26 protein-coding genes are annotated in these 25,616 nt (G+C 74.2%); 3 read left to right on the top strand and 23 right to left on the bottom strand.

Annotated features, from left to right (window positions below; all coding sequences use genetic code 11):
- The 13 genes from CGE01nite_RS14535 to urtA all read right to left on the bottom strand — a co-directional run.
- Nucleotides 1–558 (bottom strand): urease accessory protein UreD (locus tag CGE01nite_RS14535; RefSeq protein WP_141371506.1); only part of this gene is annotated, 558 nt, incomplete at its 3' end.
- A 193-nt stretch (nt 559–751) separates the two neighbouring features.
- Nucleotides 752–1,444 (bottom strand): urease accessory protein UreG, encoded by a 693-nt coding sequence (ureG, locus tag CGE01nite_RS14540; RefSeq protein WP_141371507.1) that lies wholly within the window; start codon nt 1,442–1,444, stop codon nt 752–754.
- 139 nt (nt 1,445–1,583) lie between these two features.
- The gene (locus CGE01nite_RS14545; protein ID WP_048343280.1) at nt 1,584–2,348 is read right to left on the bottom strand and encodes an urease accessory protein UreF; all 765 of its coding nucleotides are present in this window, start codon (nt 2,346–2,348) and stop codon (nt 1,584–1,586) included.
- Nucleotides 2,349–2,355: 7 nt separating this feature from the next.
- Entirely contained in the window at nt 2,356–4,059 is a 1,704-nt protein-coding gene (locus CGE01nite_RS14550) for an urease subunit alpha (RefSeq protein ID WP_229747281.1), read from the bottom strand.
- Nucleotides 4,060–4,062: 3 nt separating this feature from the next.
- Complete coding sequence (locus CGE01nite_RS17390) at nt 4,063–4,443, bottom strand: urease subunit beta (RefSeq protein ID WP_229747282.1); 381 nt, start codon at nt 4,441–4,443, stop codon at nt 4,063–4,065.
- Between the two features lie 13 nt (nt 4,444–4,456).
- Nucleotides 4,457–4,759 (bottom strand): urease subunit gamma, encoded by a 303-nt coding sequence (locus CGE01nite_RS14555; protein ID WP_048343277.1) that lies wholly within the window; start codon nt 4,757–4,759, stop codon nt 4,457–4,459.
- A 43-nt stretch (nt 4,760–4,802) separates the two neighbouring features.
- Nucleotides 4,803–8,429, bottom strand: a complete 3,627-nt coding sequence (uca, locus tag CGE01nite_RS14560) for an urea carboxylase (RefSeq protein ID WP_141371508.1) — start codon at nt 8,427–8,429, stop codon at nt 4,803–4,805.
- Nucleotides 8,430–8,697: 268 nt separating this feature from the next.
- The gene (locus tag CGE01nite_RS14565) at nt 8,698–9,426 is read right to left on the bottom strand and encodes a GntR family transcriptional regulator (RefSeq protein WP_229747283.1); all 729 of its coding nucleotides are present in this window, start codon (nt 9,424–9,426) and stop codon (nt 8,698–8,700) included.
- 87 nt (nt 9,427–9,513) lie between these two features.
- Nucleotides 9,514–10,209 carry an urea ABC transporter ATP-binding subunit UrtE gene (gene urtE, locus CGE01nite_RS14570; protein WP_048341580.1) on the bottom strand — a complete coding sequence of 232 codons (696 nt, stop codon included), beginning with the start codon at nt 10,207–10,209 and terminating at the stop codon, nt 9,514–9,516.
- Nucleotides 10,209–11,075, bottom strand: a complete 867-nt coding sequence (gene urtD / locus CGE01nite_RS14575) for an urea ABC transporter ATP-binding protein UrtD (protein ID WP_229747284.1) — start codon at nt 11,073–11,075, stop codon at nt 10,209–10,211. The genes urtE and urtD overlap by 1 nt, the downstream gene beginning before the upstream one ends.
- Nucleotides 11,072–12,223, bottom strand: a complete 1,152-nt coding sequence (gene urtC, locus CGE01nite_RS14580) for an urea ABC transporter permease subunit UrtC (RefSeq protein ID WP_141371509.1) — start codon at nt 12,221–12,223, stop codon at nt 11,072–11,074. The genes urtD and urtC overlap by 4 nt, the downstream gene beginning before the upstream one ends.
- On the bottom strand, nt 12,220–13,104 hold the full coding sequence (urtB, locus tag CGE01nite_RS14585) for an urea ABC transporter permease subunit UrtB (protein WP_048341528.1): 885 nt from the start codon (nt 13,102–13,104) through the stop codon (nt 12,220–12,222). Before urtB ends, urtC begins: the two co-directional genes overlap by 4 nt.
- 123 nt (nt 13,105–13,227) lie before the next feature.
- Complete coding sequence (gene urtA, locus CGE01nite_RS14590; protein WP_229747285.1) at nt 13,228–14,487, bottom strand: urea ABC transporter substrate-binding protein; 1,260 nt, start codon at nt 14,485–14,487, stop codon at nt 13,228–13,230.
- A 240-nt stretch (nt 14,488–14,727) separates the two neighbouring features.
- On the opposite strand from urtA, the gene CGE01nite_RS14595 reads away from it, so the two are divergent.
- Nucleotides 14,728–15,951: a pyridoxal phosphate-dependent aminotransferase gene (locus tag CGE01nite_RS14595; protein WP_141371510.1), complete on the top strand. Its 1,224-nt coding sequence runs from the start codon at nt 14,728–14,730 to the stop codon at nt 15,949–15,951.
- 36 nt (nt 15,952–15,987) lie between these two features.
- On the opposite strand, the gene CGE01nite_RS14600 is transcribed toward CGE01nite_RS14595, so the two are convergent.
- From CGE01nite_RS14600 to groL, 3 genes are all read right to left on the bottom strand, one after another.
- On the bottom strand, nt 15,988–16,656 hold the full coding sequence (locus CGE01nite_RS14600) for an SIMPL domain-containing protein (RefSeq protein ID WP_048341583.1): 669 nt from the start codon (nt 16,654–16,656) through the stop codon (nt 15,988–15,990).
- A 10-nt stretch (nt 16,657–16,666) separates the two neighbouring features.
- Nucleotides 16,667–17,284, bottom strand: coding sequence for a VanZ family protein (locus CGE01nite_RS14605; RefSeq protein ID WP_170210991.1), 618 nt, complete (start codon nt 17,282–17,284; stop codon nt 16,667–16,669).
- A 230-nt stretch (nt 17,285–17,514) separates the two neighbouring features.
- Nucleotides 17,515–19,140 carry a chaperonin GroEL gene (gene groL / locus CGE01nite_RS14610; protein WP_141371512.1) on the bottom strand — a complete coding sequence of 542 codons (1,626 nt, stop codon included), beginning with the start codon at nt 19,138–19,140 and terminating at the stop codon, nt 17,515–17,517.
- 268 nt (nt 19,141–19,408) lie between these two features.
- On the opposite strand from groL, the gene CGE01nite_RS14615 reads away from it, so the two are divergent.
- Nucleotides 19,409–20,833, top strand: coding sequence for a glycoside hydrolase family 15 (locus tag CGE01nite_RS14615; protein ID WP_229747286.1), 1,425 nt, complete (start codon nt 19,409–19,411; stop codon nt 20,831–20,833).
- A gap of 19 nt (nt 20,834–20,852) precedes the next feature.
- Here CGE01nite_RS14615 and CGE01nite_RS14620 read toward each other — a convergent pair whose 3' ends face one another.
- From CGE01nite_RS14620 to CGE01nite_RS14630, 3 genes are all read right to left on the bottom strand, one after another.
- Nucleotides 20,853–21,056, bottom strand: a complete 204-nt coding sequence (locus tag CGE01nite_RS14620; protein WP_048341533.1) for a cold-shock protein — start codon at nt 21,054–21,056, stop codon at nt 20,853–20,855.
- Between the two features lie 173 nt (nt 21,057–21,229).
- A complete protein-coding gene (locus tag CGE01nite_RS14625; protein ID WP_053071497.1) occupies nt 21,230–21,853 on the bottom strand; it encodes a LytR C-terminal domain-containing protein in 624 nt (207 codons plus the stop codon).
- A gap of 139 nt (nt 21,854–21,992) precedes the next feature.
- On the bottom strand, nt 21,993–22,316 hold the full coding sequence (locus CGE01nite_RS14630; RefSeq protein WP_048341534.1) for a DUF3263 domain-containing protein: 324 nt from the start codon (nt 22,314–22,316) through the stop codon (nt 21,993–21,995).
- Between the two features lie 205 nt (nt 22,317–22,521).
- Here CGE01nite_RS14630 and CGE01nite_RS14635 point away from each other — a divergent pair, with 205 nt between their 5' ends.
- A complete protein-coding gene (locus CGE01nite_RS14635) occupies nt 22,522–23,196 on the top strand; it encodes a uracil-DNA glycosylase (RefSeq protein WP_048341535.1) in 675 nt (224 codons plus the stop codon).
- On the opposite strand, the gene CGE01nite_RS17040 is transcribed toward CGE01nite_RS14635, so the two are convergent.
- The 4 genes from CGE01nite_RS17040 to CGE01nite_RS14660 are packed head-to-tail and all read right to left on the bottom strand — an operon-like array spanning nt 23,197 to nt 25,553.
- A complete protein-coding gene (locus CGE01nite_RS17040; protein ID WP_170210992.1) occupies nt 23,197–23,715 on the bottom strand; it encodes a hypothetical protein in 519 nt (172 codons plus the stop codon). It lies immediately after the preceding gene.
- Nucleotides 23,716–23,750: 35 nt separating this feature from the next.
- Nucleotides 23,751–24,302, bottom strand: a complete 552-nt coding sequence (locus CGE01nite_RS14650; protein ID WP_141371515.1) for a hypothetical protein — start codon at nt 24,300–24,302, stop codon at nt 23,751–23,753.
- Nucleotides 24,295–24,912 (bottom strand): hypothetical protein, encoded by a 618-nt coding sequence (locus CGE01nite_RS14655; protein ID WP_141371516.1) that lies wholly within the window; start codon nt 24,910–24,912, stop codon nt 24,295–24,297. Before CGE01nite_RS14655 ends, CGE01nite_RS14650 begins: the two co-directional genes overlap by 8 nt.
- The gene (locus CGE01nite_RS14660; protein ID WP_141371517.1) at nt 24,909–25,553 is read right to left on the bottom strand and encodes a signal peptidase I; all 645 of its coding nucleotides are present in this window, start codon (nt 25,551–25,553) and stop codon (nt 24,909–24,911) included. The genes CGE01nite_RS14655 and CGE01nite_RS14660 overlap by 4 nt, the downstream gene beginning before the upstream one ends.
- Nucleotides 25,554–25,616: the final 63 nt, after the last annotated feature.

Raw genomic sequence — 25,616 nt, forward strand, 5'->3', positions numbered from 1 at the left:
GCCCGCCAGCAGGACCGAGTCGACGACGCGCGCCGCGCCCAGGACACCCGCAGCGGTGTGCGGGCCGGTGAGGTCGAGCTCCTCGACGAGCAGGTCCGCGCCGCCCACGACGGCGCTGGTCGCCGACCGCAGCAGACCGCCGCGCTGCCCGTCGCGGCCGAGCACGAGCGTCTCGCGCAGCAGCGCCGCACCCTCGTCGTGCACGCGCAGGTTCGTCGTGCGTGCGACGTCCGCACCGTCGGACACGACGAACGGCAACGCGTCCCACACGAGTGACGCACCCCGACCGACGTGCACGTCCGCGCTCCACGACGAGGGCAGGCCCCGCCCGTGGTACGCCACGGTGCCGGACGTCTCGACGAGCTCGAGCTCCACGCCGTCGCCCACGCGCACCTCGACGCGGACGTGGTCCCCGCCGAGCAGGAGCGCACCGGTCGCGACCAGTGCGACGGTCACCGCGCGGTCGGTCTGGGTGAGAACGCGCGGCGCGAGGTGCCCGGCGCGCAGCACGCACCGCACCCGGTGCCCCGCACGTGCGACCTCGACGACCGTCCTCACCGCGTCGCCCCCACGTTCCCGCGCCGGTTCGTCGCTCCGGCGTCGCTTCGTCGTCCCGAACCGACGAAGCGACGCACTGCCGACGAACAGCCGTGCGCAACCGACGAACCGGCGGGGCGGGCGCCCTCGGCGGGGCGCGCGCAGCGGTGCGCACGTGCGGGAGCGGTGGGGTGGGTGCGGTGGGTGGGCATGGTCAGGCGTGGGTGTGGAGGATGCCGCCGGCGGGGTGCTCCTCGTCGGCGTGGAAGTGGGGGGCCATCGGGCCCGGGTCCTGCGGGACGTGCGCGCCCGCGCGGTGCGCCGCGAGCATCACGCGCACCCAGTCCTTCAGGGCCTCGACCGAGGCCGCGTCGTGCCGGGACAGCGCGAGCACCGGGCGGCCGTCGCGCGCCGCGGTCGCGTCCGCGACCATCCGCGGCACGTCGACGCCGACGTACGGCGCGAGGTCGGTCTTGTTCACGACGAGCAGGTCGGCCCGCCCGATGCCGGGGCCACCCTTGCGCGCCACGTCCCCGCCGCCGGCGACGTCGAGCACGAAGACCTGCGCGTCGACGAGCGCGGGCGAGAACGTCGCGGTCAGGTTGTCACCGCCGGACTCGACGAGCACGACGTCGAGCGGCGCGAAGTCCTCCTCGAGGTCCTCGACGGCGAGCAGGTTGGCCGTGACGTCGTCGCGGATCGCGGTGTGCGGGCACGCGCCCGTCTCGACCGCGCGGATGCGCTCGGGATCGAGCACGCCCGCCGAGCGCAGGAAGCGCGCGTCCTCGTCGGTGTAGATGTCGTTGGTGATGACGCCGAGCGCGAGCTCGTGGGCCAGCTCGCGGCACACGAGCGCGATGAGCGAGCTCTTCCCGGTGCCGACGGGGCCGGCGACCCCGAGCCGCAACGACCTGGTCGGCGCGGGCGCGTGCCCGTGCGGCGGCGCGTCAGCGTGCGGGTGCGCGTGGCCGTGGGCTTGCGCGTGGGGGTGGGCGTGGTCGTGAGGGTGGGCGTGGTCGTGAGGGTGGGCGGGGTCAGGCGTGTGGTCAGGCACTGAAGAGCCTCTCTGTGCGGCGGAGGTGCTGCTGCGCCCACTCCTCGAGGAGCGGGGCGCCGGACGCGGGGATGTCGGCGGGATCCGTCAGGCGCGCGACGCCCGCGGCCATGGCCTCGACGGTCGGCGCAGCGGCGACCACCCACGCGGTCGCGTCGGCGGGGTCGACGGGTGCGAGCTTGAGCGTCGCGGAGGCGATCGTCTGCACGTCGTCGTACCCGACGAGCTGCGCGACCTGCCGCGCGTCGAGCCCGACGCACGCCCCCACCACGCCCAGCACCAGGGGACGCGGCGGCTGCGCCCGGTCGCTGCGGCCCACGGGCCCGGGGCCGACCACGTGCTCGGCGGCGAGGCGCGTGCGTTCCGCGACGACCGCCGCGTCGAGCGCCACCACGCCCGGGTGCGAGCCCCAGAGCCGGTGCGCGAGGCGCAGGTAGCCGCGACCGAGCCGCTGCGAGGTCTCACGCAGCGCAGGGCTCGGGGTGCGGGCGGCCCACGCCTGCCACGCGCCGCGCAGCCGGGCGACGCGCTCGTCGGGCTCGCCGCACACCGCGTGCCGTGCGACGACCGCGACGGCCGCCTCGGTCCGCGTGACGGTCGCGAGCCGGCCGCCGATGTACCCGGGCACGTCGCTCACCGACATGCCCGCGAGCAGCGCCGGCTCGAGCCCCGCGGACTGGGTGTGCCCGCCCGTCGGCAGGCGCGCGTCGGCGAGCAGGGCGAACAGCACGCTCGTCGGTGGGTGCGCGGCGGTCACGGCGGCCTCAGAACATCGTGTACAGCTGCGCGAGGGGCAGCCGGTCGGCGGGGGCAGGTGCGATCGGCTCACCGTCGACGGCGATCGCGAAGGACTCGGGGTCGATGTCGATGCGCGGCCGCGCGTCGTTGAGGCGCATGTCGGCCTTGCCGATGCCGCGCGTGTCCGCCACGGGCAGGAGCGTGCGCCGCAGCCCGAGCCGTGCGGCGAGCCCGTCCTCGATCGCGGCCGGGGCGACGAACGTGACCGAGAGCTCGGGCGCGACCGCGTCCCCGAACGCGGGCCGCATGAGCACCGGCTGCGGCGAGGGGATCGAGGCGTTCGGGTCGCCGAGCGCACCCCACACGATCGCGCCGCCCTTGAGCACGACCGAAGGCCTGATCCCGAAGAACTTCGGCTCCCACAGCACCAGGTCCGCGAGCCTGCCCGGCTCGACGGACCCCACGTGCGTGTCGATGCCGTGCGCGATCGCCGGGTTGATCGTGTACTTGGCGACGTACCGCCGCGCGCGCAGGTTGTCCGCGGGCTCGTCGGTCCCGAGCGCGCCTCGTCGGGCCTTCATGACGTGCGCGACCTGCCAGGTGCGCGTGATCACCTCACCGATGCGCCCCATCGCCTGCGCGTCCGACGACGTGATCGACATGGCCCCCAGGTCGTGCAGCACGTCCTCCGCGGCGATCGTCGTCGCCCGGATCCGGGACTCCGCGAACGCGAGGTCCTCGGGCACGTGCGGGTTCAGGTGGTGGCAGACCATGAGCATGTCGAGGTGCTCGGCCACGGTGTTGACGGTGTGCGGCAGCGTCGGGTTGGTCGAGCCGGGGATGACGTTCGCGCGCGACGCGACCGTGAGGATGTCCGGCGCGTGCCCGCCGCCCGCGCCCTCGGCGTGGAACGCGTGGATGCCACGCCCCGCGATGGCTGCGAGCGTCGACTCGACGAAGCCCGCCTCGTTGAGCGAGTCCGAGTGCAGCGCGACCTGCAGCCCCCACCGGTCCGCGGCGCGCAGCGCGGCGTCGATCGCGGCGGGCGTCGAGCCCCAGTCCTCGTGCACCTTGTAGCCGGCCGCACCCGCGAGCGCCTGCTCGTCGAGGCCCTCGTCGGAGACGGTGTTGCCCTTGGCGAGCAGCAGCACGTTGACAGGCAGCACGTCGAGCGCGCGATGGATCGTGCCCAGGTGCCACGCGCCGGGGGTCACGGTCGTCGCCTTGGAGCCCTCGGAGGGCCCGGTCCCGCCGCCGACGATCGTCGTGAGCCCGGTCGCGAGCGCCTCGTGCACCTGGGACGGCGACAGCAGGTGCACGTGCGAGTCGATGCCCCCGGCGGTGAGGATCCGACCCTCACCCGAGATGACGTCGGTCGACGGGCCGATGTGCAGGTCCGGGTGCACGCCGTCGGCGACGTCGGGGTTGCCCGCGCGGCCGAGTGCGACGACCCGCCCGTCGCGGATGCCGACGTCCGCCCGGACCACGCCCCACCAGTCCAGGACGATCGCGTTGGTGATCACGGTGTCGAGCGCACCCGCCGCGCGCGTCGTGGTCCCCTGCGCCATCGACTCACGGATCGACTTGCCGCCCCCGAACACGGCCTCCTCGCCACCGAACGTGCGGTCCTCGGTGACCTCGATCCACAGGTCGGTGTCCCCCAGGCGCACCTGGTCGCCCGTCGTCGGGCCGTACAGCGCGACGTACCGCGCGCGCGAGATCTCGACCACGCGTCAGTCCCCCGCCCCGGCCGGCGGGACCGCGCCCAGCGCGCCCCCGTCGGCCTTGCCCCGCTGGATCCCGGGCACGCGGCGGGCGCCGCGCAGCGCCACGGCCGCGACCACGGCCGACGCCCCCGGCTCGAACCGCCGCGACGTCCCCGACGGCACGTCGAGCCGGAACCCGTGCGCGGCGACCCGGTCCAGGTCGAGCGCCGCGTTCGCGTCGGGCAGGTGCACGTGCGAGCCGATCTGCACGGGTCGGTCGCCCGTGTTCGTCACGACGAGCGTGATCCGCTCGTGCGCCGCGCGGTCCGCGTTGAGGACCACGGGCTCGTCCTCGCGGCCGGGTGCGAGCCGGATCGCACCCGGCCCGCTCGTCGTCGTGCCTGCCATGTCGCGGGCCCCCTCAGGCGATCGGCTCGTGGATGGTGACGAGCTTGCGCCCGTCGGGGAACGTGGCCTCGACCTGGACGTCGGGCAGCATGTCCGCGACGCCGTCCATGACCTCGTCGCGGCCCAGCACGCTGCGCCCCTCGACCATGAGGTCCGCCACCGACCGCCCCTCACGCGCGCGCTCGAGCACCCACGTGGTCAGCAGCGCGACCGTCTCCGGGTAGTTGAGGCGCACGCCGCGCGCGAGGCGGTCGCGCGCGACCATGCCCGCCACCGCGAGCAGCAGCTTCTCGGTGTCGCCTGGCGTCAGGTGCACGGGCCCTCCTTCGGGTGGTTCACGGACGGGTGCACAGCCGTGCTCACAGGCCCACCGCCACGACCGCGAGCGCCTCGCCGGGCACGACCTGCTGACCGGGTTCGACGAGCACCTCGACGAGCCGGCCGTCGACGGGCACGGGCACCGCGAGCTCGAGCTTCATCGCCTCGAGCGCGACGAGCCGCTCCCCCGCCCGCACGCGCTCACCGACCTGCGCGTCGATGCGCCACACCGCGCCGACCATCGGCGCCTCGACGAGCACGCAGCCCTGCGGCGCGCGCCGCCGCGGTGCGCTCACGGGCGGTGCCGTCGCGGCCTCGTCGGGCGCGTCCAGCTCTCCCGCGAGCGCCCACGCGTCGCGCTCGGCCGCGAACCACGCCGCGCGACGGCCCGTGACGCGCGCGACGTCCTCGGCGTGGTCGAGCAGCGACTCGCGGTGCTCGCGCGCCGAGAACCAGCCGTCCTCGATCACGAGCGTGCGGCGCCCCGCGGCGAGCTCGGCCCGCCACGTGAGCAGCTCGTCGGGCGCGACGGGGTGCCAGACGATCCGGTCGAAGCACCGCAGCAGCCACGGCACCCCCGGCTCGAACGACCCGTGCTGCGCGTACGCGGACCACACGGGGACGGTCCGGCCGACGAGCTGGTACCCGCCCGGGGAGTCCATGCCGTACACGCACAGGTACTGCCCGCCGAGCCCGACCGTGCCCTCCGCGGTCCACGTGCGCGCGGGGTTGTACTTCGTGGTCAGCAGCCGGTGCCGCGGGTCGAGCGGGACCGCGAGCGGCGCCCCCAGGTACACGTCGCCGAGCCCGAGCACCAGGTACTCGGCCGCGGTCATGGTCGCGAGCACGTCGTCGACCGTGTCGAGCCCGTTGACGCGGCGCACGAACTCCGCGTTCGACGGCAGCCACGGCGCGTGCGGCCGCACGCCAGCGACGTACCGCTCGACCGCGGCCGCGACCACGGGGTCGTCGAACGAGAGCGGCAGGTGCACGCGCCGGGACGGCACGACGAGGTCGTCCGTGTGCGGCAGCGTGTGCTCGAGCTCGACGAGCACACCGACGAGCGCGCGCACCGGCAGCGCGTCCGGATCGACGTGCACGTGCAGGCTGCGCACGCCCGGCGTCACGTCGACCACGCCGACGAGGCCGTCGCGCACCCGGCCGCGCAGCGCCTCCGCGAGCGCGTGGACCCGCACCCGCAGGCCCAGGTCGAGCACGGGCGGGCCGTACTCGACGAGCACGTTGTCGTCGCCGCCGCGCAGGTAGCGCACGCGCGGCCGGCCGACCGCGTCGTTCGCGTCGCCCGGGACCACCGCGAGCACGCCGTCGTCGCCGTCGGTCCCCGTCGCGAGGCCGGGCGGCAGGGTCGCCGCGCCGCGCAGGCGGTCGTCGGTGCGCAGGCGCTCGGCCGTGCGCGTCGGGACCGGGTCGAGGCGGACCGTGTCACCCGGTCGCAGCTGGCCCAGCTTCCAGCGGTGCCCGGAGACCACCGTGACCGGGCACGCGAAGCCGCCGAGCGACGGTCCGTCCGGGCCGAGCAGGATCGGGGTGTCGCCGCTGACGTTGAGCGCGCCGACCGAGTACGGGGTGTCGTGCACGTTCGACGGGTGCAGGCCGGCCTCGCCGCCGTCGGGCCGCGCCCACCGCAGCCGCGGGCCGGACAGCCGCACGCCCGTGCGGCTGGCGTGCGCCTGCACCTGCCACGTCGCCCCCAGCAGCGTGGTCATGTCCTCGCGCGTGAGGAAGTCCGGCGCGGGGTGCGGGCCCTCCTGCACGGCCAGCCGCCACGCGCGCGTGAACCGCGGCCGCAGCTCGATCGGCACCGCCGCTCGCTCGTCGGCCGCCCGCTCGTCGGCCACCCGCTCGTCGGCCGGCACCAGGACGTCCCCGGCCTGCAGCGCCCGGCCCGCGTAGCCGCCGAACCCGCCGAGCGTGAACGTCGCCGCCGAGCCCAGGTAGTCGGGAACATCCAGCCCGCCGCGCACCAGCACGTACGTCCGCAGGCCCGCGTGCCCGGGTGCCGCGACGTCGAGTACGGCCCCAGCCGCGACGCGCACGGGCTCCCACTGCGGGACCGAGCGCCCGTCGAGCGTCACCACGGCCGGGGCGCCCGTCACGCACACCCACGTGTCGTGGCTGAACCGCAGCCGCGGCCCGGTGAGCGTGCACTCGAGCCCGGGCGCACCCTCGTCGTTGCCCAGCGCGCGGTTGCCGAGCCGGAACGACAGGTCGTCCATCGGCCCCGATGGCGGCACCCCGACCTCCCACAGCCCGCGCCGGCCCGGCCAGTCCTGCACGGTCGTCATGTCCCCGCCGCGCAGCACCTCGACCCACGGCTCGTCGTCGCGCACGTCCGCGAGCAGCCCGGTGTCGACGGCACCGGCGTGCACGCGAGCGTCGGCCAGCGCGGCGCGCAGCTGCGGCAGGTTGGTGGCGACCCCTTCGACCCGCGTCCCGGCGAGCGCCTCGCCGGCCCGGACGAGCGCCTGCGCGCGGTCCCGGCCGTGCACCACGACCTTGGCGAGCAGCGGGTCGAAGTAGCGCGTGACGCGCTGCCCGGGCTCGGCCCAGCCGTCGACGCGCACGGGCGGCAGCGTCACGTGCGTGAGCGTGCCGGTGCTGGGCAGGCCGCCGCGGCGCGGGTCCTCGGCGTACACGCGGGCCTGCACGGCGTGCCCGCTGGTCGGCACGGCGTCGGGACGGCCCGCGAGGACGTCGTCGCCGTCGACGAGGCGCAGCATCCACTCGACCAGGTCGACCCCGGTGACCTCCTCGGTCACGGTGTGCTCGACCTGCAGGCGCGCGTTGACCTCGAGCATCGCGGCGTCGCCGCGCTCGAGGTCGACGACGAACTCGACGGGCCCGACGCTGCGGTACGCCTGCGCGGCGAGCAGGTCCCGGGCCCAGCCGACGAGGCGCGCGCGCAGCGCGTCGGGCAGGCCCGGGGCGGGCGCCTCCTCGATCACCTTCTGGTGGCGGCGCTGCACCGAGCAGTCGCGGTCCCCGAGCGTCACGACCCGGCCACGCCCGTCGCCGAACGCCTGGACCTCGACGTGCCGCGCACGGCGCACGAGTCGCTCGACGTACAGCGCGGGGTTGCCGAACAGCTCCTGGGCGGTGCGGCGCACGTCCTCGACCACCGCGACGAGCTCGGCGGGCGTCGCGCACCGGCGCAGGCCGAGCCCGCCCCCGCCCGCGACGGCCTTGACCATCACGGGGTAGCCGATCGCGTCGGCGGCCAGCAGCGCGTCGTCGAGGCCGGTCAGCGCATCCGACGCCGCGAGCACGGGGACGCCGGCCGCGTGCGCCGCGTGCCGCGCGCGCAGCTTGTCGCCGAACGTCGCGACCTGCGCGTGCGTCGGGCCGACGAACGCGAGCCCGGCCGCCTCGACGTCCGCGACGAAGACCGCGTCCTCGGACAGGAACCCGTAGCCCGGGTGCAGCGCGGTCGCACCGGACCGCCGTGCGGCAGCCAGGACGAGCCCCGCGTCGAGGTAGGCGCGCGGGTCCGCCCCCAGGTGCACGACGTCGTCGGCCAGGCGCACGTGCGGCGCCGTGACGTCGTCGTCGGTGCACAGCGCGACGGTCCGCCACCCGAGCCGCCGGGCGGTCTGCAGCACCCGCACCGCGACCTCCCCCCGATTCGCGACGACCAGCGTGCGTCCCACGGCACCCCTCCCGTCGTTCCCGATGCAGGTCCGGGGCGTATACACCCCCGTATCCCGAACGGTACGAACAGGATGTTTCCTCCCGGACCCACCTAGATGAACGCCGCGTTACGCCCCCCATGGCGCCGCTTCGTCGCCTGATCACGTCGGTTCGTCGCAGCCGCGCCGGTTCGTCGCCTCGCAGCGACGAACCGCAGCGGGAACAACGAACCGCCGCGCGGCGTACCCGTGCCGCGCACCGAGGGGCGGCGACACCGGGCGCAGGGCGTCAGCCTGCGAGGGCCATGCGGGTCATCGCGCTCGTCGCGCGTTCCATGACGACTTCCAGCGACTCGCCCACGTGCTGGTGCAGGGCGGTGAGGGCTTCCGGGAGGCGGCGGGCCACGACCAGCTCGAGGATCTCGATGTGCTCGTCGATGGTCGTGGCGATGCGGGAGGTCTCGACGAAGTCGTGCATGCGCACCGCGCGGATCTTCTGGTTGACCGTCACGAGCGCCTCGGTGAGCTGGGCGTTGCCCGACGACGCGGAGAGCACCTGGTGGTAGCGCTCGTCGAGCAGCACGAACGACGGGTCGGGTGCCGGGGGCGCCGAGCGCAGCCCCACCCAGAACTCGAGCTCGGCCCGCAGCGCGGCCTCGTCGTGCCGCACCGACGGGTTCTCGATCGCCCGCTGGATGCCGCGCAGCTCGAGCGTGATGCGCAGCTCGTACAGGTTGCGCAGGTCCTCCAGCGACGGCACGACGACCGCGTACCCGAAGTCCGTGCGCTCGATCAGCCCGTCGGACAGCAGCCGCGACAGCGCCTCGCGCACCGGGGTGCGCGACACGTCGAACGTCTTGCCCAGCTTGGGCTCGGTGAGCCGCTCGCGCGGGCTGATCCGGCCGTTGAGGATCTCGTCGCGCAGCCGGTGGTACACCACCTCGCGCAGCGACCGACCGTCCGTCGGCGCACTCGTCGTGCTCGCGTCGGCCACGTCAGGACGCGGACCCGTGCTCATGGACATGGAGCCTAACCCTGCGCCCCGCGCGCCCCGCCGACCGGCGCACGCTGCGCGCGCCGGGCCCCTCCCACCCGCGTCGCTCGCTCACAGCGCCATCGCCGCGCGCACGGCGTCCTCCCGCTCGAGCCCGCCGGACCCCTCGCTCGTGACGCGCCCCGACTCGAGCACGTAGTACCGGGCCGCGGCGGACAGCGCGAACCCGACGTGCTGCTCGACGAGCAGCACCGCGAGCCCGCCGGCGGCCGTCAACGTCATGATCGCGTCCTCGATCTCCTGCACGACGTTCGGCTGGATGCCCTCGGTCGGCTCGTCGAGGATCAGCACCCGCGGGCCCGTGATCAGCGCGCGGGCGATCGCGAGCTGCTGGCGCTGCCCGCCGGACAGCAGGCCCGCCCGCCGCCCGAGCAGCTCACGCAGGGCCGGGAACAGGTCGAGCGCGGCGTCCATCCGAGCCCGCCCCGCGGCGCCCGCGCCGTCCGCGACGAGCTGCAGGTTCTCCCGCGCGGTGAGCGTGCCGAACGACTGCTGCCCCTGCGGCACGTAGGCGAGCCCGCGCCGCACGCGCTGGTGCGGCCGCAGCCTGGTGACGTCCTCGCCGCCCAGCAGGACCGTCCCGCTGCGCACGGGCAGCAGGCCCACCGCGGCGCGCAGCAGCGTCGTCTTGCCCGCGCCGTTGTGGCCCATGACCGCGGTCACGGAGTCCTCGCCCACCTCGACGTCGACGCCGTGCACCACGGACGTGCGGCCGTAGCCCACGTGCACCCCGGTCAGTCGCAGCATCACTCCACCTCCGTCGCGGAGCCGCGCGCCCCCGCGCCACGGCCCAGGTACACCTCGACGACCTTGGGGTCGGCCTGCACCTGCGCGACCGTCCCCTCCGACAGCACGCGCCCCTGGTGCAGCACCGTGACCGACGAGGCGAACGCGCGCAGGAACTCCATGTCGTGCTCGACGACGACGACCGTGCGCTGCTCGCCGATGCGCCGCAGCAGCTGCCCGGTCTGCTCCCGCTCGGCGTGGCTCATGCCGGCCACGGGCTCGTCGAGCAGCAGCAGGCGCGCGTCCTGGACCAGGAGCATCCCGATCTCGAGCCACTGCTTCTGCCCGTGCGCGAGCACGCCCGCGGGTGCGTCGGCGAGCGCGGTGAGCCCGATCGTCTCGAGGGCCTGCGCGACCTCGTCGGGGATCGTGCGCCGCCGCCGCAGCAGGGTCGGCAGCCCCCGGCCCGAGCCGGCCGCGATGTCGAGGTTCTGCAGGACGCTGAGCTCGTCGAACACGCTCGCGGTCTGGAACGTGCGTCCCACCCCCGCGCGCACGATCCGGTGCGCAGGCCGACCGACGAGCTCCACGCGGCCGAACTGCACCGAGCCCGAGCACCGTGCGAGTCCCGTGATCGCGTCGACGATCGTCGTCTTGCCCGCGCCGTTCGGACCGATGAGGAACCGCAGGTCGCCCTGCGTGACGGTCAGGTCGACCCCGTCGACCGCGACGAACCCGTCGAACTCGACGCGCAGCCCGCGGACCTCGAGGTAGTCGTGCCGGAACCGCTCGCCGGGTGCGGCGATCACGGCCTCGAGCGCCTGCGGGTCGAGCGTGACCTGCGGCTCGTCCATGCCCGGCTCGGTGAGGGCTGGTTGCTCGGTCATGCGGTCCTCCCTGCGCTCGCGGTGGCCTCGTCGCGCTCGTCGTCGGGGGTCGTGGGGACGTCGGTGCCGGGCGCGTCGGCGCCCGGGCCGCCCGGCTCGTCGGACGACGAGCGACGCCGCACGCGCAGCCGGCCGAGCGTCGCGAACCCGTCGGGCAGGAACGCGACGACGAGGATGAACAGCCCGCCCAGGAAGTACGTCCAGAACGACGGGAACCGCTCGGACAGGCTCGTCTCCGCCCAGGACACGGCGAGCGAGCCGACGACCGGGCCGAGCAGCGTCGCGCGCCCGCCGATCGCGACGCCCACGAGGAACGCGATCGACGGCACCACCCCCACGTCGGCGGGCGAGATGATCCCGACGATCGGCGCGAACAGGGCCCCGCCGATCGCCGCGAACAGCGCCGCGACCGTGTACGCGAGCACCTTGACCAGCGCGGGGTCGTACCCGAGGAACCGCACGCGGTTCTCCTGGTCACGCACCGCGACGAGCAGCTCGCCGTAGCGCGAGCGCATGATCAGCCGCACGGTCAGCACCATCGCCAGCAGGGTGCCCGCGGCGATGTAGTAGAGCATCTGCTTGTTCAGCGGGTCCGCCAGCGAGAACCCGAAGAACGACCGGAACCCGTTGAGCCCGTTGGTCCCGCCGGTGACCTTCTGCTGGCCGATGAGCAGGATGACGAAAGCGGCCGCGAGGGCCTGCGACAGGATCGCGAAGTACGCGCCGCGCACGCGCCGCTTGAACACCACGAGCCCGAGCAGCGCGGCGAGTCCTGCGGGCAGCAGCAGGATCGCCAGGATCGTGACGACGGGGCTGCGCATCGGCTCCCACCACGCGGGGACGGTGCCGTCGCCGTACAGGAGCATGAAGTCGGGCACGCCGTCCGGGCCGGCGTCGGCGAGCTTGAGGTGCATCGCCATGAGGTAGCCGCCGAGCCCGAAGAACACGCCCTGGCCGAGCGTGAGCATCCCGCCGCGGCCCCACGCGAGCCCGATCCCGACCGCGACCATCGCGAGGCAGATGAACTTCGCGAGCAGGTTGAGCCGGAAGTCCGACAGGACGTTCGGCGCGACGACGAACAGCAGCAGACCGGCCACGCCGATCCCGACGAGCAGGCGGGCCCGCTCGTGCGACCACAGGGCGCTCATGCGAGGCTCCTCGTCCGGACGGCGACCAGACCCTGCGGCCTGACCTGCAGGAACGCGACGATGATGACGAACACGAGCACCTTGGCGACGCTCGCGGTCGACGAGTACTCGATGCCGGCCTGCAGGAGCCCGAGCCCGAACGCGGCGATCACCGCACCCTTGAGCTGGCCGATGCCGCCGACCACGACGACGAGGAACGCGTCGACGATGTAGGAGGTCCCGAGCGTCGGCCCGATCGAGCCGAGCAGGGTCAGCGCGACGCCCGCGACACCCGCGACGCCCGAGCCCAGGAAGAACGTGAGCCGGTCCGTGGCGCGCGTCGAGATGCCCGCGGTCTCGGCCAGGTCGCGGTTCGCGACCGTCGCGCGGATGCGCCGGCCGAGCGGCGTGAGCTTGAGCGCGAGGGCCAGCGCGACGACCGCGAGCGTGGCCAGCGCGAGGATGAACAGGCGCGTCCTGGGGACGCCGACCCCGAGCACCTGGACCGCGCCCGAGAGCCAGTCCGGCGCGCGCACGTCCACGTTCGGCGCCCCGAACACGTCCCGCGCGAGCTGCTGCAGCACGAGCGCGACCCCGAACGTGACGAGCAACGTGTCGAGCGGCCGGTGGTACATGCGGGAGATCAGGGTGACCTCGAGCAGCAGGCCGAGCAGTCCCCCGACCAGGAACCCGATCACCAGGGACACGAGCAGCGAGACACCGGCGTCGGCGACGACCTTCTGCACGACGAACGCCGTGTAGGCGCCCGCCATCATGAACTCGCCGTGCGCCATGTTGATGACGCCCATCTGCCCGAACGTGAGCGCGAGGCCGAGTGCTGCGAGCAGCAGCACCGACCCGAGGCTCAGCCCGGCGAAGAGCTGTGAGACCAGGGCATCCATGCACCCGCGTCCTTCCTGCGCCCTCGTCGGACGCGGCCTGCCGACGCCCGTGGGCGACGAACGGCTGGGGGCGGTGGCCCGACGCACGGAGAGCATCGTCGGACCACCGCCGTCAGGGGTGGGTCAGGACAGGCCCTCGGCCCACTCGTAGCCCTCGAGGAACGGGTCCGGCTCGATCGGCCCGTCGGACTCCCAGACCGGGTAGATCAGGCCGTCGGCGTCGATCTTGCCGATCAGCGCCGTCTTGGCGATGTGGTGGTTGTCGCCGTTGACGGTGACGGTGCCCTCGGGCGCCTCGAACGAGACGCCGTCGGCCGCGGCCTGCACGTCGGCCACCGCGAACGACTTGGCCTTCTCGACCATGCCCTTCCACAGGTAGAGCGAGGTGTAGGCGGCCTCCATCGGGTCGGAGGTCACGCGCTCGTCGCCGTACTCCGCCTTGAACGCCGCGACGAACTTCTCGTTCGCCGGGCTGTCGACCGTCTGGTAGTAGTTCCACGCGGTGAGCTGCCCGACGATGTTGTCGACGCCGATGCCGCCGACCTCCTCCTCGGCGATCGACACCGAGACCACCGGCACCGTCTCCGCGGTCAGGCCGACGTTCTTGTACTCCTTGAAGAACGCGACGTTGGAGTCACCGTTGAGCGTGTTGAACACCGCCTGCGCGCCCGATCCCTTGAGCTTGGTGACGATCGTCGAGAAGTCCGTGTGGCCCAGCGGGGCATACTCCTCGCCGACGACCTCGATCCCGTTCGCGCCGGCGTACGCGAGGATCTCCTTGTTCGCGGTGCGCGGGAACACGTAGTCCGAGCCGACGAGGAAGACCTTCGTGACGCCCTCCTCCTTGAGGTAGTCCATCGCGGGGATGATCTGCTGGTTCGTCGTGGCGCCCGTGTAGAAGATGTTGGGCGAGGCCTCCAGGCCCTCGTACTGGACCGGGTAGAACAGCAGCGACTCGTTGTCCTCGAAGACCGGCAGCATCGCCTTGCGGGACGACGAGGTCCACCCGCCGAACACCGCGGCCACGCAGTCGGACTTGATGAGCTTCTCCGCCTTCTCGGCGAACACCGTGGGCTCGGACTGACCGTCCTCACCGACGATCGTCAGCTGCTTGCCGAGCACGCCGCCCGCGGCGTTGATCTCCTTGGCCGCGAGGTCGAGCGCGTCGCGCACCGTCTGCTCGGAGATCGCCATCGTGCCGGACAGCGAGTTGAGGAAGCCGATCTTCACCGCGTCGCCGTCGGTCTCGACGCACGAGCCCGCGCCGCTCTCTCCGGAGGCCTCGTCGTCGGTGCGCGACCCACAGGCCGACAGGGCGAGAAGAGCGGCGAGCGCCGCGCTGGACACCGCGAGCGCGCGGGTGGTGCGCATGGTTCTGGTCACGGAGGGGACCCTTTCGCTGGGGTGGAGCTCACGAGCGGAACCGGACGGGGGCGCAGGCACCGCGGCGCACCGCGCTGTGTCCCGGGGTGTATACATCCCTGTGCCCATGTCGCAGGACGGTAGGAGCCGGGTGTTTCGGACAGCGGCGCCCCGGCGTGAACGGGGTGTTTCGTCCTGATCCCGATCCGGTCACGCCTGCGGGTGCGGCACCGCGGGTCGGCACGCGCCTACGCTGCGACCATGCACCTGCGCGCCCTCGACCAGTCCGCCAAGCTCAAGGACGTCCTCTACGAGATCCGTGGGGCGACGCTCACCGAGGCGGCGCGCCTGGAGGCCGAGGGCCACGCGATCCTCAAGCTCAACACCGGCAACCCCGCCGCGTTCGGGTTCGAGGCGCCGCACCAGATCGTGCGCGACATGATCGCGGCGATCCCCACCGCGCACGGCTACAGCGAGTCGCAGGGCATCCTGTCCGCGCGCCGCGCCGTGGTCACGCGCTACGAGACGGACCCCGAGTTCCCGCTGTTCGACGTCGAGGACGTCTACCTGGGCAACGGCGTCTCCGAGCTCATCACGATGGTCATGCAGGCGCTGCTCGACGAGGGCGACGAGGTGCTCATCCCGTCCCCCGACTACCCGCTGTGGACCGCGATGACGTCGCTGTCCGACGGCAAGCCGGTGCACTACCGGTGCGACGAGACGACGGGCTGGCAGCCGGACCTCGAGCACCTCGAGTCGCTCGTCACGCCGCGCACCAAGGCGCTCGTCGTCATCAACCCGAACAACCCGACGGGTGCGGTCTACCCGCGCGAGACGCTCGTGGCGCTCGCGGACATCGCGCGCCGGCACTCGCTGCTGCTGCTGGCCGACGAGATCTACGACCGGATCCTGTTCGACGGCGCGGTCCACACGCCGCTCGCCTCGGTCGCGCACGACCTGCTGTGCCTGACGTTCAACGGCCTGTCCAAGACCTACCGGGTCGCCGGGTACCGCTCGGGGTGGATGGTCGTCACCGGGCCGCGCGAGCACGCGACGGGGTTCCTCGAGGGCATCCAGCTGCTCGCGTCGACGCGCCTGTGCGCGAACGTGCCCGCGCAGCACGCGCTGCAGGCCGCCCTCGGCGGCGTCCAGTCGATCGACGCGCTGATCGCGCCCGGCGGGCGGCTGCACGAGCAGCGCGACGTCGCGTGGCGCGGCCTGACCTCGATCCCGGGCGTGACGTGCGTGCGGCCCGACGGCGCGCTGTACCTCTTCCCGCGCCTCGACCCCGACGTCCACGAGATCCACGACGACGCCAGGCTGGTCTACGACCTGCTGGTCAGCGAGCACATCCTGCTGGTGCAGGGCACGGGCTTCAACTGGCCCACGCCGGACCACCTGCGGATCGTCACGCTGCCCGAGGCGCGCGTGCTCGGCGAGGCCGTCGAGCGCCTCGGCAACTTCCTGTCCTCCTACCGCCAGTGAGACCCGAGGAGAGCTGACGGGCGAGGTCGTCGGTGGTCAGCTCGCGACGAAGCGCGCGTGGACCGCGGACTCGACCGTGATGTCCTCGGGCTTCAGGTCGAGCTGGCCGCCCGCCCCGTCGGCGACGGCACCGCGCATCATCGCGACGGCCTCGTGCGCCACCGGTCGGCTCTGGTCACCCAGCATCCCGGGCTCGGCGAGCGCGACCGCACGCACGTCGGCCAGCCCGAGCGCCCGCGCGTAGGCGCCCGCACGCTCGACCGCGTCCGCGACGGCCCGGGCGCGTGCGTCGGCGACGAGCCGCTTCTTCGTGACCTCGGTGAGCGTCCAGGTCACGCCCTGCACCGTGACCCCGTCGAGCACCGCGACCTGCTCGACCCACTCGGCCAGACGCGCGAGGTCCGAGAACTTCGCCTCGAGCCCGACCTGCGCGTGGTGCACGAACGGGAGCTGCTTGCCGTGGTCGTTCCACGGCCGCCGGCTCCACACGCTGAGCCGCTGCGCCGACCACCACGTGACCGGACCCGACGACGGGTCGTGCAGCGCGCGCACCTGGTCGACGATCCGGGCGTGCGCGTGCGTCGTGCGCTGCACCACGTCGTCCCGCTGCGGCCCCTCGAACCCGACGACGAGCGAGACGGTCCCGCGCTCGGCCGCGTGATGGTGCTCGAACCGGCCCTCGACGGTGATCGTGGTCTCCTGCACACGCCCGAGGCTAGTGGGCGCGGACCCGCACCGCCGGGCGTCGGGCCGCGTCGCCGACGACCGCCGGGTCCACGACCGGCGCCCCGGCACGACGCCCACGCCGCCGGTCACCCACCACGCGCAGGACGACGACGAGCGCACCACCCAGCGCCCCGGCGACCGCGGCGACCAGCACGTCGTCGGTCGTCGCGCGACGCCCCGTGACCAGGACGTGCTGCAGGACCTCGATGACGACGCCCGTCATCGCCGTCGCGAGCGCGGCCCGCCACGGGCCCCAGCCGAGCCGCGCCGCGAGCAGCGCACCGCCCAGGCCGAACAGCAGCAGGCTCCCGCCGACCTGCCCGACCGTCGCCGGCCAGGACGCCTGCGCGTACGAGCCGAGGTCCCGGAAGGGCACGAGCTCGGGATCGGCCTCACCCGTGTGCGGCAACGGCCGCAGCGTCACCGTGGCGAGCACGAGCGCCCACACGACGACGAGCGCCTCGCCCACGGAGCGGCACACGGCCGACGACGACCGCTCGGTCCCCCGGTACGCCCAGCACCCCAGGAAGACCCCACCAGCGACCACCGCCCCGACCACCGTGACCACGGCGGCGAGGTCGGAGAAGTTGCGCCACAGCTGTGTCACGGAAGCCCCCTGCTCCGGTGCTCGCAGCACGGCCGCGCCACTGCGGCCGACCACGACCCTAGCGCGCACGCCCGCGCGGCGGCAGGGGGCTGCGCGGGCCCGTCCGTGCCCGCGTCGGCGCGCCCGGGGACGACGAACGGGCCGGCCACCCGAGGGTGACCGGCCCGTCCTGGGTCGTGCTGCCGGACGCTCGGCGTCCGGCGGTGCTCAGCTCAGAGGCCGGCGTCGGCTCAGAAGCCGCCGCCGAAGTCCTCGCCGCCACCGGCCGGGGCCGCGGGGGCCTTCTCCGGCTTGTCGGCCACGACGGCCTCGGTGGTGAGGAACAGAGCGGCGATCGACGACGCGTTCTGCAGCGCCGAGCGCGTGACCTTGACCGGGTCGTTGACGCCCGCGGCCAGCAGGTCCTCGTACGTGTTGGTCGCGGCGTTGAGGCCGTGACCCGTCGGCAGGTTGCGGACCTTCTCGGCCACGACGCCGCCCTCGAGACCGGCGTTGATCGCGATCTGCTTGAGCGGGGCCTCGATCGCGAGCTTCACGATCGCGGCACCGGTCGCCTCGTCACCCTCGAGCTTGAGGTCCGCGAACGCGGTGTTGCCGGCCTGGATGAGCGCCACGCCACCACCGGCGACGATGCCCTCCTCGACGGCCGCCTTGGCGTTGCGCACGGCGTCCTCGATGCGGTGCTTGCGCTCCTTGAGCTCGACCTCGGTGGCCGCGCCCGCCTTGATGACGGCGACGCCGCCGGCGAGCTTGGCGAGGCGCTCCTGCAGCTTCTCGCGGTCGTAGTCCGAGTCCGAGTTCTCGATCTCGGCGCGGATCTGCGTGACACGACCGGCGATCTGGTCGGCCTGGCCGGAGCCCTCGACGATCGTGGTCTCGTCCTTGGTGACGACGATCTTGCGCGCCTGGCCGAGGACCTCGAGGCCGACCGTGTCGAGCTTGAGGCCGACGGTCTCGCTGACGACCTGGCCACCCGTGAGGATCGCCATGTCCTGCAGCATCGCCTTGCGGCGGTCGCCGAAGCCGGGAGCCTTGACGGCGACCGACTTGAACAGGCCACGGATCTTGTTCACGACGAGGGTCGCGAGGGCCTCACCCTCGACGTCCTCGGCCACGATGAACAGCGGCTTGCCGGACTGGATGACCTTCTCCAGCAGCGGGAGCAGGTCCTTGACGTTCGAGATCTTGCCCTCGACGAGCAGGACGTACGCGTCCTCGAGGACGGCCTCCTGACGCTCCGGGTCGGTGACGAAGTACGCCGACAGGAAGCCCTTGTCGAAGCGCATGCCCTCGGTGAGCTCGAGCTCGAGGCCGAGCGCGTTGGACTCCTCGACGGTGATGACGCCTTCCTTGCCCACCTTGTCGAGGGCCTCGGCGATCAGGTCGCCGATCGCCTTGTCGCCGGCGGAGATCGCGGCCGTGGCGGCGATCTGCTCCTTGGTCTCGACCTCCTTGGCCTGCGCGAGCAGGGCAGCGGTGACGGCCTCGACGGCCTTCTCGATGCCACGCTTCAGCGCGATCGGGTTCGCACCCGCCGCGACGTTGCGCAGGCCCTCGCGCACGAGCGCCTGGGCCAGGACGGTCGCCGTCGTCGTGCCGTCACCGGCGACGTCGTCGGTCTTCTTGGCGACCTCCTTGACGAGCTCCGCACCGATCTTCTCGAAGGGGTCCTCGAGGTCGATCTCCTTGGCGATGGAGACGCCGTCGTTCGTGATCGTCGGCGCGCCCCACTTCTTGTCGAGCACGACGTTGCGGCCCTTCGGGCCGAGCGTGACCTTCACGGTGTCGGCGAGGACGTTCAGACCCCGCTCGATACCGCGGCGGGCCTCCTCGTTGAAGGCAATGATCTTGGCCATGTGGCGAGCGATCCTTCGCTTGGGTTCGGGTCGGCCGGTCGGTGCCCGCGACGGACGACGACCGGGCGCGCGGTCTTGTCCCGCACACCCGACGTCTCACCTGACGGCCGGGGTGGTTCTGTCACTCTCTACCCGAGAGTGCTAAGTCAATGGTTAGCACTCGACCCCCGAGAGTGCAAGCAGCGGTGCCCGCCTTCACGCCTGGCGAACGCACCGACGCGCGGCGGTTCGGCCCACCGGGCACCGCCGCTTCGATAGGGTGCCGCGCGTGCCAGGTGACGACGCCCGGACGACAGGCCGACGACGCGCGTCCCGCGCCGTCGGCCCCGCGCTGCTCGCGGTCGGCGCGATCCTCGCCGCGGTGCTCCCGGTGGGCGTCCAGGTGGGTGCAGCCCGGCCCGCCGCGGCCGCGGACGCCCCGGCCGCCGGCGCCCCGACCACGCCGTACGCGGTCCTGCCGCTCTTCCAGGAGGGCGTCGCGATCGGGCCCGACGGTGCGGTCGTCGCGGTCCCCGCCGGCACCCGGCCCGCGTTCCTCGACGGCACGCGCGTGCTCGACCCCGAGCTGACGAACTTCGGGGCGGTCCTGGACGGCGGCGAGGTGGAGCACGGCACCCGCGAGGCCCACCGGCTCGCGGACGCGCAGCTCGCGTGGCTCGCCGCGGGCTCGGTGCCGGGTGCGGGCGGCCCGTTCGAGGACCTGAGCCGGACCGCACTGCTCGACCTGCACACGCTCCTGCTGCCGGGCGGCGCCATGGTCGCGGGCTGGGAGGACCGCTGGCGGTACGTGTGGCCGCGCGACGCGGCGTTCGTCGCCGTCGCGTTCGCGCGCACGGGTCACGTCGACGACGCGCTCGAGGTGCTCGACTTCCTGGCGCGCGCCCAGCACGACGACGGTGGCTTCGAGGCCCGCTACCTGCCCGACGGCTCGGGACCGCCCGACGACCGCACGGCGCAGACCGACGGCCAGGGCTGGGCCATGTGGGCCGCGGGGCTCGTGCTCGCGGAGCTGCCGCCCGGACCGGTGCGCACGGTCGTCGCCGCGCGCCTCGCGCCGCTCGTGGCCCGCGCGGTCGACGGCACGACGAGCCTGCTCACCACCACCGGTCTCCCGCCCGCCTCGCCCGACTACTGGGAGCGCGACGAGGACGAGCTCACCCTGGGCACCGTCGCGCCGCTCGTCGCAGGCCTCGAGCAGGCGGTGACGGTGCTGGCCGAGGCGGGCGACGTCGAGCGCGCCGAGCGCGCGCGGGCGAGCGCACTGACCGTGCGCACGGCGACGGTCGAGACGTTCGGCGCGGCCGGGTTCACGCGCTACGCCGACGGCGCCGACCACGACGCTGCCGCGGCGTTCGTCCTCGCACCGTTCTGGCAGCGACCGGCGACGGGCGGCCGCGCCGCCTGGCTCGCGTCCGCCGAGGCGATGCGACGCCCGGTCGGGCTGGCCCCCGCCGGTGAGTGGCGGCAGGACGGCGTCACGTGGACGCCGCAGACGTCGCTCTACGCCTGGGTCGCGGCAGAGCAGGGCGACCACGCACGCACGCTCGAGCTGCTGAGCGCGATCGACTCGCACCGGACCCTGACCGGCTCCGTGCCCGAGAAGGTGCTCGCCGACGGCCGACCGGCCGCGGTCGCCCCGCTCACCTGGAGCGCGGCGTGCGCCCTGCTCGCCCTCGACGCGCTGGACCCCTAGGCCGCACGCGGCCCAGGAATCAGAGCGGGCGGACCTGGTCGGCCTGCGGGCCCTTGGCGCCCTGCCCGACCTCGAACTCGACCTGCTGCCCCTCGTCGAGGCTCCGGTACCCGTCGCTCTGGATCGCCGAGAAGTGCACGAACAGGTCGGCACCCCCCGCGTCCGGGGTGATGAACCCGTAGCCCTTCTCCGCGTTGAACCACTTCACCGTGCCCTGAGCCATGCCCGTGCTCCCTCATACCGATGACCTCGCGCCCCTGCACGAAGTGGCGCCGAGCCTAGTGGGAGCGCGCGCACCGACAACAGGGGTCGACGCGACGGCTGTGGACTACGGCGCGCCCGCCCCGAGGGCACTGATCGACCCTGGTCAGCCCGCCGCGGGGCGCCGGGGAACGATCAGGGCAGCGCCGAGACGAGGACGACGACGACTCCCGAGGGCGCCTGCGCCGGGTCGAGCTGCGCGGTGCTCAGGCCGAGCGTCGACGCGACGAGGTCGGCCGTGGCCCGGTCCTCCTCGGCCCCGTAGAACACGCTCGAGGCCGCGGGCTTGGTGCCCGTGAAGTTGTCGGGCTTGACGGACGTGAAGCCGGCAGCCGTGAGCTGCTCGCCGGCCTTCGCGGCCAGGCCCTGGATGCCCGCGGCGTTGTAGACCGTCACCGAGGTCGCCAGGTCCGGCTCGAGGGCCGGCGGCTCCTCGGTCGTCTCGTCCTGCCCGGGCTCCGTGGGCTCCGGCGACTCGCCGCCCGTCTCGTCGTCGGAGCCGCCGGGGGTCGCGGTCGCGGTCGCGGCGGGCGTGCCGTCGTCGTCACCGCCGCCGCCACCGACCAGGGGGAGGTCGCCGCCGCGCGTCGCGAACGTGACCGCGCCGTAGGCGAGGAGCGGAGCGAGGACGAGGACCAGCAGGAACGGCGACCAGCGGCTCCACGCCGAACGGGGCGCGCGGTGGACTCCGCGAGGGGCGGTGGGGTCCGCGGGCGCGTCGAACTCGTCGTCCGGGTAGGGGTAGTCGGCCTTACTCACGGCAGGAAGGCTATCCGCCCGAGCCGTGTGCGCGGGCACCGGCGTGTCGGACACGCTCGCGGCTGGCGCGCCCGGAGCGGACGATCAGGACGGTCCGGGCGTCCGACGACGGGCGCCGGGTCCGGTCGTGGCGTCGGCGTCAGGCCTCGACGCCCAGCCGCCGGGCGGTGCGGGCCCGCTGGCGCGACGAGCGCATGCGCCGCAGTCGCTTGACCAGCATCGGGTCGTGCGCGAGCGCCGCCGGGTCGTCGATCAGGGCGTTGAGGATCTGGTAGTAGCGCGTGGCGGACAGGTCGAACAGCTCACGGATCGCCTGCTCCTTGGCGCCCGCGTACTTCCACCACTGCCGCTCGAACGCGAGGATCGACGCGTCCCGCTCGCTCAGCTCGACACCTCCGTCACGCCCGGCAGGCGCGAGCGGGGTCGGCTGGAGCTGCGCGGTCGATGCGGTCGCTGCGTCCATGCGCGCCAGGATAGGCCCCGAACCACACCCGTGTCATTCGTCCGGCCCCACCTCACCCACCCGTCCCACCCGCGCGCTCGTCGGCCCACCCGCCCCGGACGACGTCGTCGGTCCGACGCGAGATCGGCACTCCGGACTCACGACCTCGCGTTCCACTGCCGACCTCGCCGGTGCCGGGACCGGTGAGGGCAGTAGGGTCCCGGGCGTGGATGGTGGGCTGGAGGGGATCGTCGCCGACGACTGGGCGCGCGCGCTCGCGCCGGCGAGCGAGCACGTACGCGCGGCGGGCCGGTTCCTGCGCGACGAGGTCGCCGCGGGCCGCGAGTACCTGCCCGCTCCGGACGCCATCCTGCGGGCCTTCGCCCGCCCGCTCGCCGAGGTCCGCGTGCTCGTCGTCGGCCAGGACCCCTACCCCACGCCCGGCCACCCCATGGGCCTGTCCTTCTCCGTGCAGCCCGACGTGCGCCCGGTCCCGCGCTCGCTCGACAACATCTTCCGCGAGCTCGTCGCGGACCTCGGGGTGCCCCGCCCGACGACCGGGGACCTGTCCCCCTGGGCCGACCAGGGGGTCATGCTGCTCAACAGGGTCCTGACGGTGCGGCCCGGTGCACCCGCGTCGCACCGGGGCAAGGGCTGGGAGGCCGTCACGGGCCGCGCGATCGAGGCGCTCGTGGAGCGCGGCGGCCCGCTCGTCGCGATCCTGTGGGGACGCGACGCGCAGACCCTCAAGCCCGCGCTCGGTGACGTCCCGACCGTCGAGTCCGTGCACCCGAGCCCGCTGTCGGCCTCCCGCGGGTTCTTCGGCTCGCGCCCGTTCTCGCGCGTCAACGACCTGCTCGTCGGCCAGGGCGGCACCCCGGTGGACTGGCGCCTGCCGTAGTCAGCGCGAGCAGTCGCCAGGCTTGCGTGTCTCGTGAAGGTTGATCTCGATCTCGGTCTGACCCCAGCCCGCCCAGTCCTTGGCGGTGAAGGCCATGACGGGCAGCGCCGAGCAGTCGGCGGCGGTGAACTCGCCCGACGCCCCCGAGGTCGACCACTTCCAGTCAGCCGGCATCCCGGGCGCCTTCGAAAGGTCGACCGTGATCCGCAGCCGCTCCCCAGCGTTCGGGTTCACACCTTGCGGTCTCACCTGAACCCTGATGTCCGCTCCTCGCAGGCCGACTCCGGCGCCCTCGTCCCACGGCTTGGAGACTCTCAGGCCAAGCACGTCACAGGTTGCCTTCCCGCTCACCGAGCCGTCGGCGGCGAGCACGACGCAACCGAGGGCGTGAGTCGACCACGTGCCGAGGGAGACCGTCGTGGTGGCGTGGACGTCGTCGGTCCACGCCGCGGAGGTGCGGGCGGCGGAGTCCGCGGCCACGCGGGCGCCGGCGGCGGCGAGCACGGCGACGACGAGCACGGCCACCGCGGCGCGCGCCCGCCTCAGGGTCACGGTCATGAGGTTCCTCCCTGGACGACGACGTCGACCGCCCCGAGCGAGCGCCCGCTGCACGCGGCGGCGTTCGCCCCGGCGGGGACCGAGAAGGTCACGGTCGCGGTCGTCACGGCTGCCGCGGTCGCGCTGGACGGGCTCCCGGCGAGCTCGGCGGCCGGGAGCGGCGAGTAGGTGACGGCGACGCAGCCGTCGAGCAGCGTCGTCGGGTTGGTGGACGCCCAGGTGAGCGCGAGCGGGACGCTCGAGGCGTTCCAGAGGTGGACGGTGCGCTGGACGGGCTTGTCGGGCGTCAGGTCCGTCACGGCGGCGAGCCGGACGGCGGCGCCGGCGGTGTCGGCGGGCGACCAGGCAGCACCGTCCGACGAGCCGCGCAGGTCGACGAGCGCCGCGGACGCCTCGGCGACGCCGTACGCGTCGTCGGTCCAGGCGGCGCTCGTCGCGGCGGAGCCGAAGCCCACGAGCACGCCGCCGCCGAGCACGGCGGGCACGACGACCCGCCAGCGGGGGTGCCGGGGGCCGCGCCGGTGGTCGCGGGGCGGGGTGTCAGACACGGTCGGGGCTCCTCTCGGGTGTGGGGACGGACGGGTGCGGGTCGGGACGGAGCAGGACCGCCCCGGTCAGGGTGGTCGCGGCGGCGAGCCCGACGAGGGCACCGACCGCCCGCAGGTCGCGCGCCGGTGGCGACTCCTCGCGCAGGGCGAGGAGACCCGCGAGCGCCCCAGCGGCGCGCAGCTGCGGCGCGTCGGAGTCCGCGACGGCTCCCGGACCGTGCGCGTCGGGCGCCGCGCCAGGGCCGGGCGCGGGGCGGTCCACGTCCACCCGAAGGTCGTGCGCGCCCGCGGGGAGCACGTCGCCGACGAGCTCCAGCGTCACAGGTCGGCACTCTCCGGTGGACCGGCCGCAGAGCTCGACCGTCCACGTGAGGTCGTCGGGCCCGCTCGTCGTGACGACGACGTCCGTGACGCGCACGGGCGTCGGCACGCGCACGACGCGCAGGAGCGTCGAGGTCGTGCCGGTGGGCACCGCCTCCAGGGACAGCGCGAGCGGCTCGTCGCGCTCGTACGGGGTCGGAGCTGCGGCGGCGGTCAGGACGGCGGCGAGGGCGCACGCCGCGGCGACGGTGAGGCTCACCGCGGCCGCGCGCGCCCGGCGCCGCCTCATCGTGGCACCGCCACGAGTCGGGGCGGCTCGCCGTTCGCGTCCGACCCGCCGCGCAGGGACCGGCCACCCGACCGCTCGTCGTCGCCGTGCTCGTCGTCCCGGCGCTCGTCGTCCCGGCGCTCGTCGTCCCGGCGCTCGTCGGTGGGGCGACGCGGCGGGGACGCGGGGAGCAGGCTGAGGCCGAGCATGGACAGGAGCGCGACGCCCAACGGCACCGCGACGGACGGCCGGGTCAGGGTCGTCAGGACCACGCCGCCGCCGCTGATCTGCCAGGCGGGCTGCCAGACGGTGCCGCCGACGACGTACACGCCGCCGTCGGGCGAGTCGTTGGCGTCGCCCTGCATGCGGATCTCCCACCGACCGTCGGCGGCGGGCTCGATGCCGACGACACGGTGCGTGACGAGGTTCCGGGTGACCTCGGAGTAGATCGAGGCGACGTCGCCGACCTGCAGCTCGCTGGTCGGGCGGGGGCGGTCGATCAGCAGGTCACCGGTCATGATCCCCGGCTCCATGGAACCGGAGATGACGACGAGGGGCCGGATCCACCCTGCCTGCGTCGCGCCCCAGACGAGGACGCTGGCCAGCCCGAGGGCGGCGACGAGCCACAGCACGGCGTTGCCGAGCAGCTTGAGTGCGCGCATGACGACCTCCTAGGACGGCGCGGGTGACGGGTGTGGCCGCCCGCCGGCGCGAGGTGCGCCGGC

It is taken from the genome of Cellulomonas gelida (genome assembly GCF_006538725.1).
Lineage (GTDB): Bacteria > Actinomycetota > Actinomycetes > Actinomycetales > Cellulomonadaceae > Cellulomonas > Cellulomonas gelida.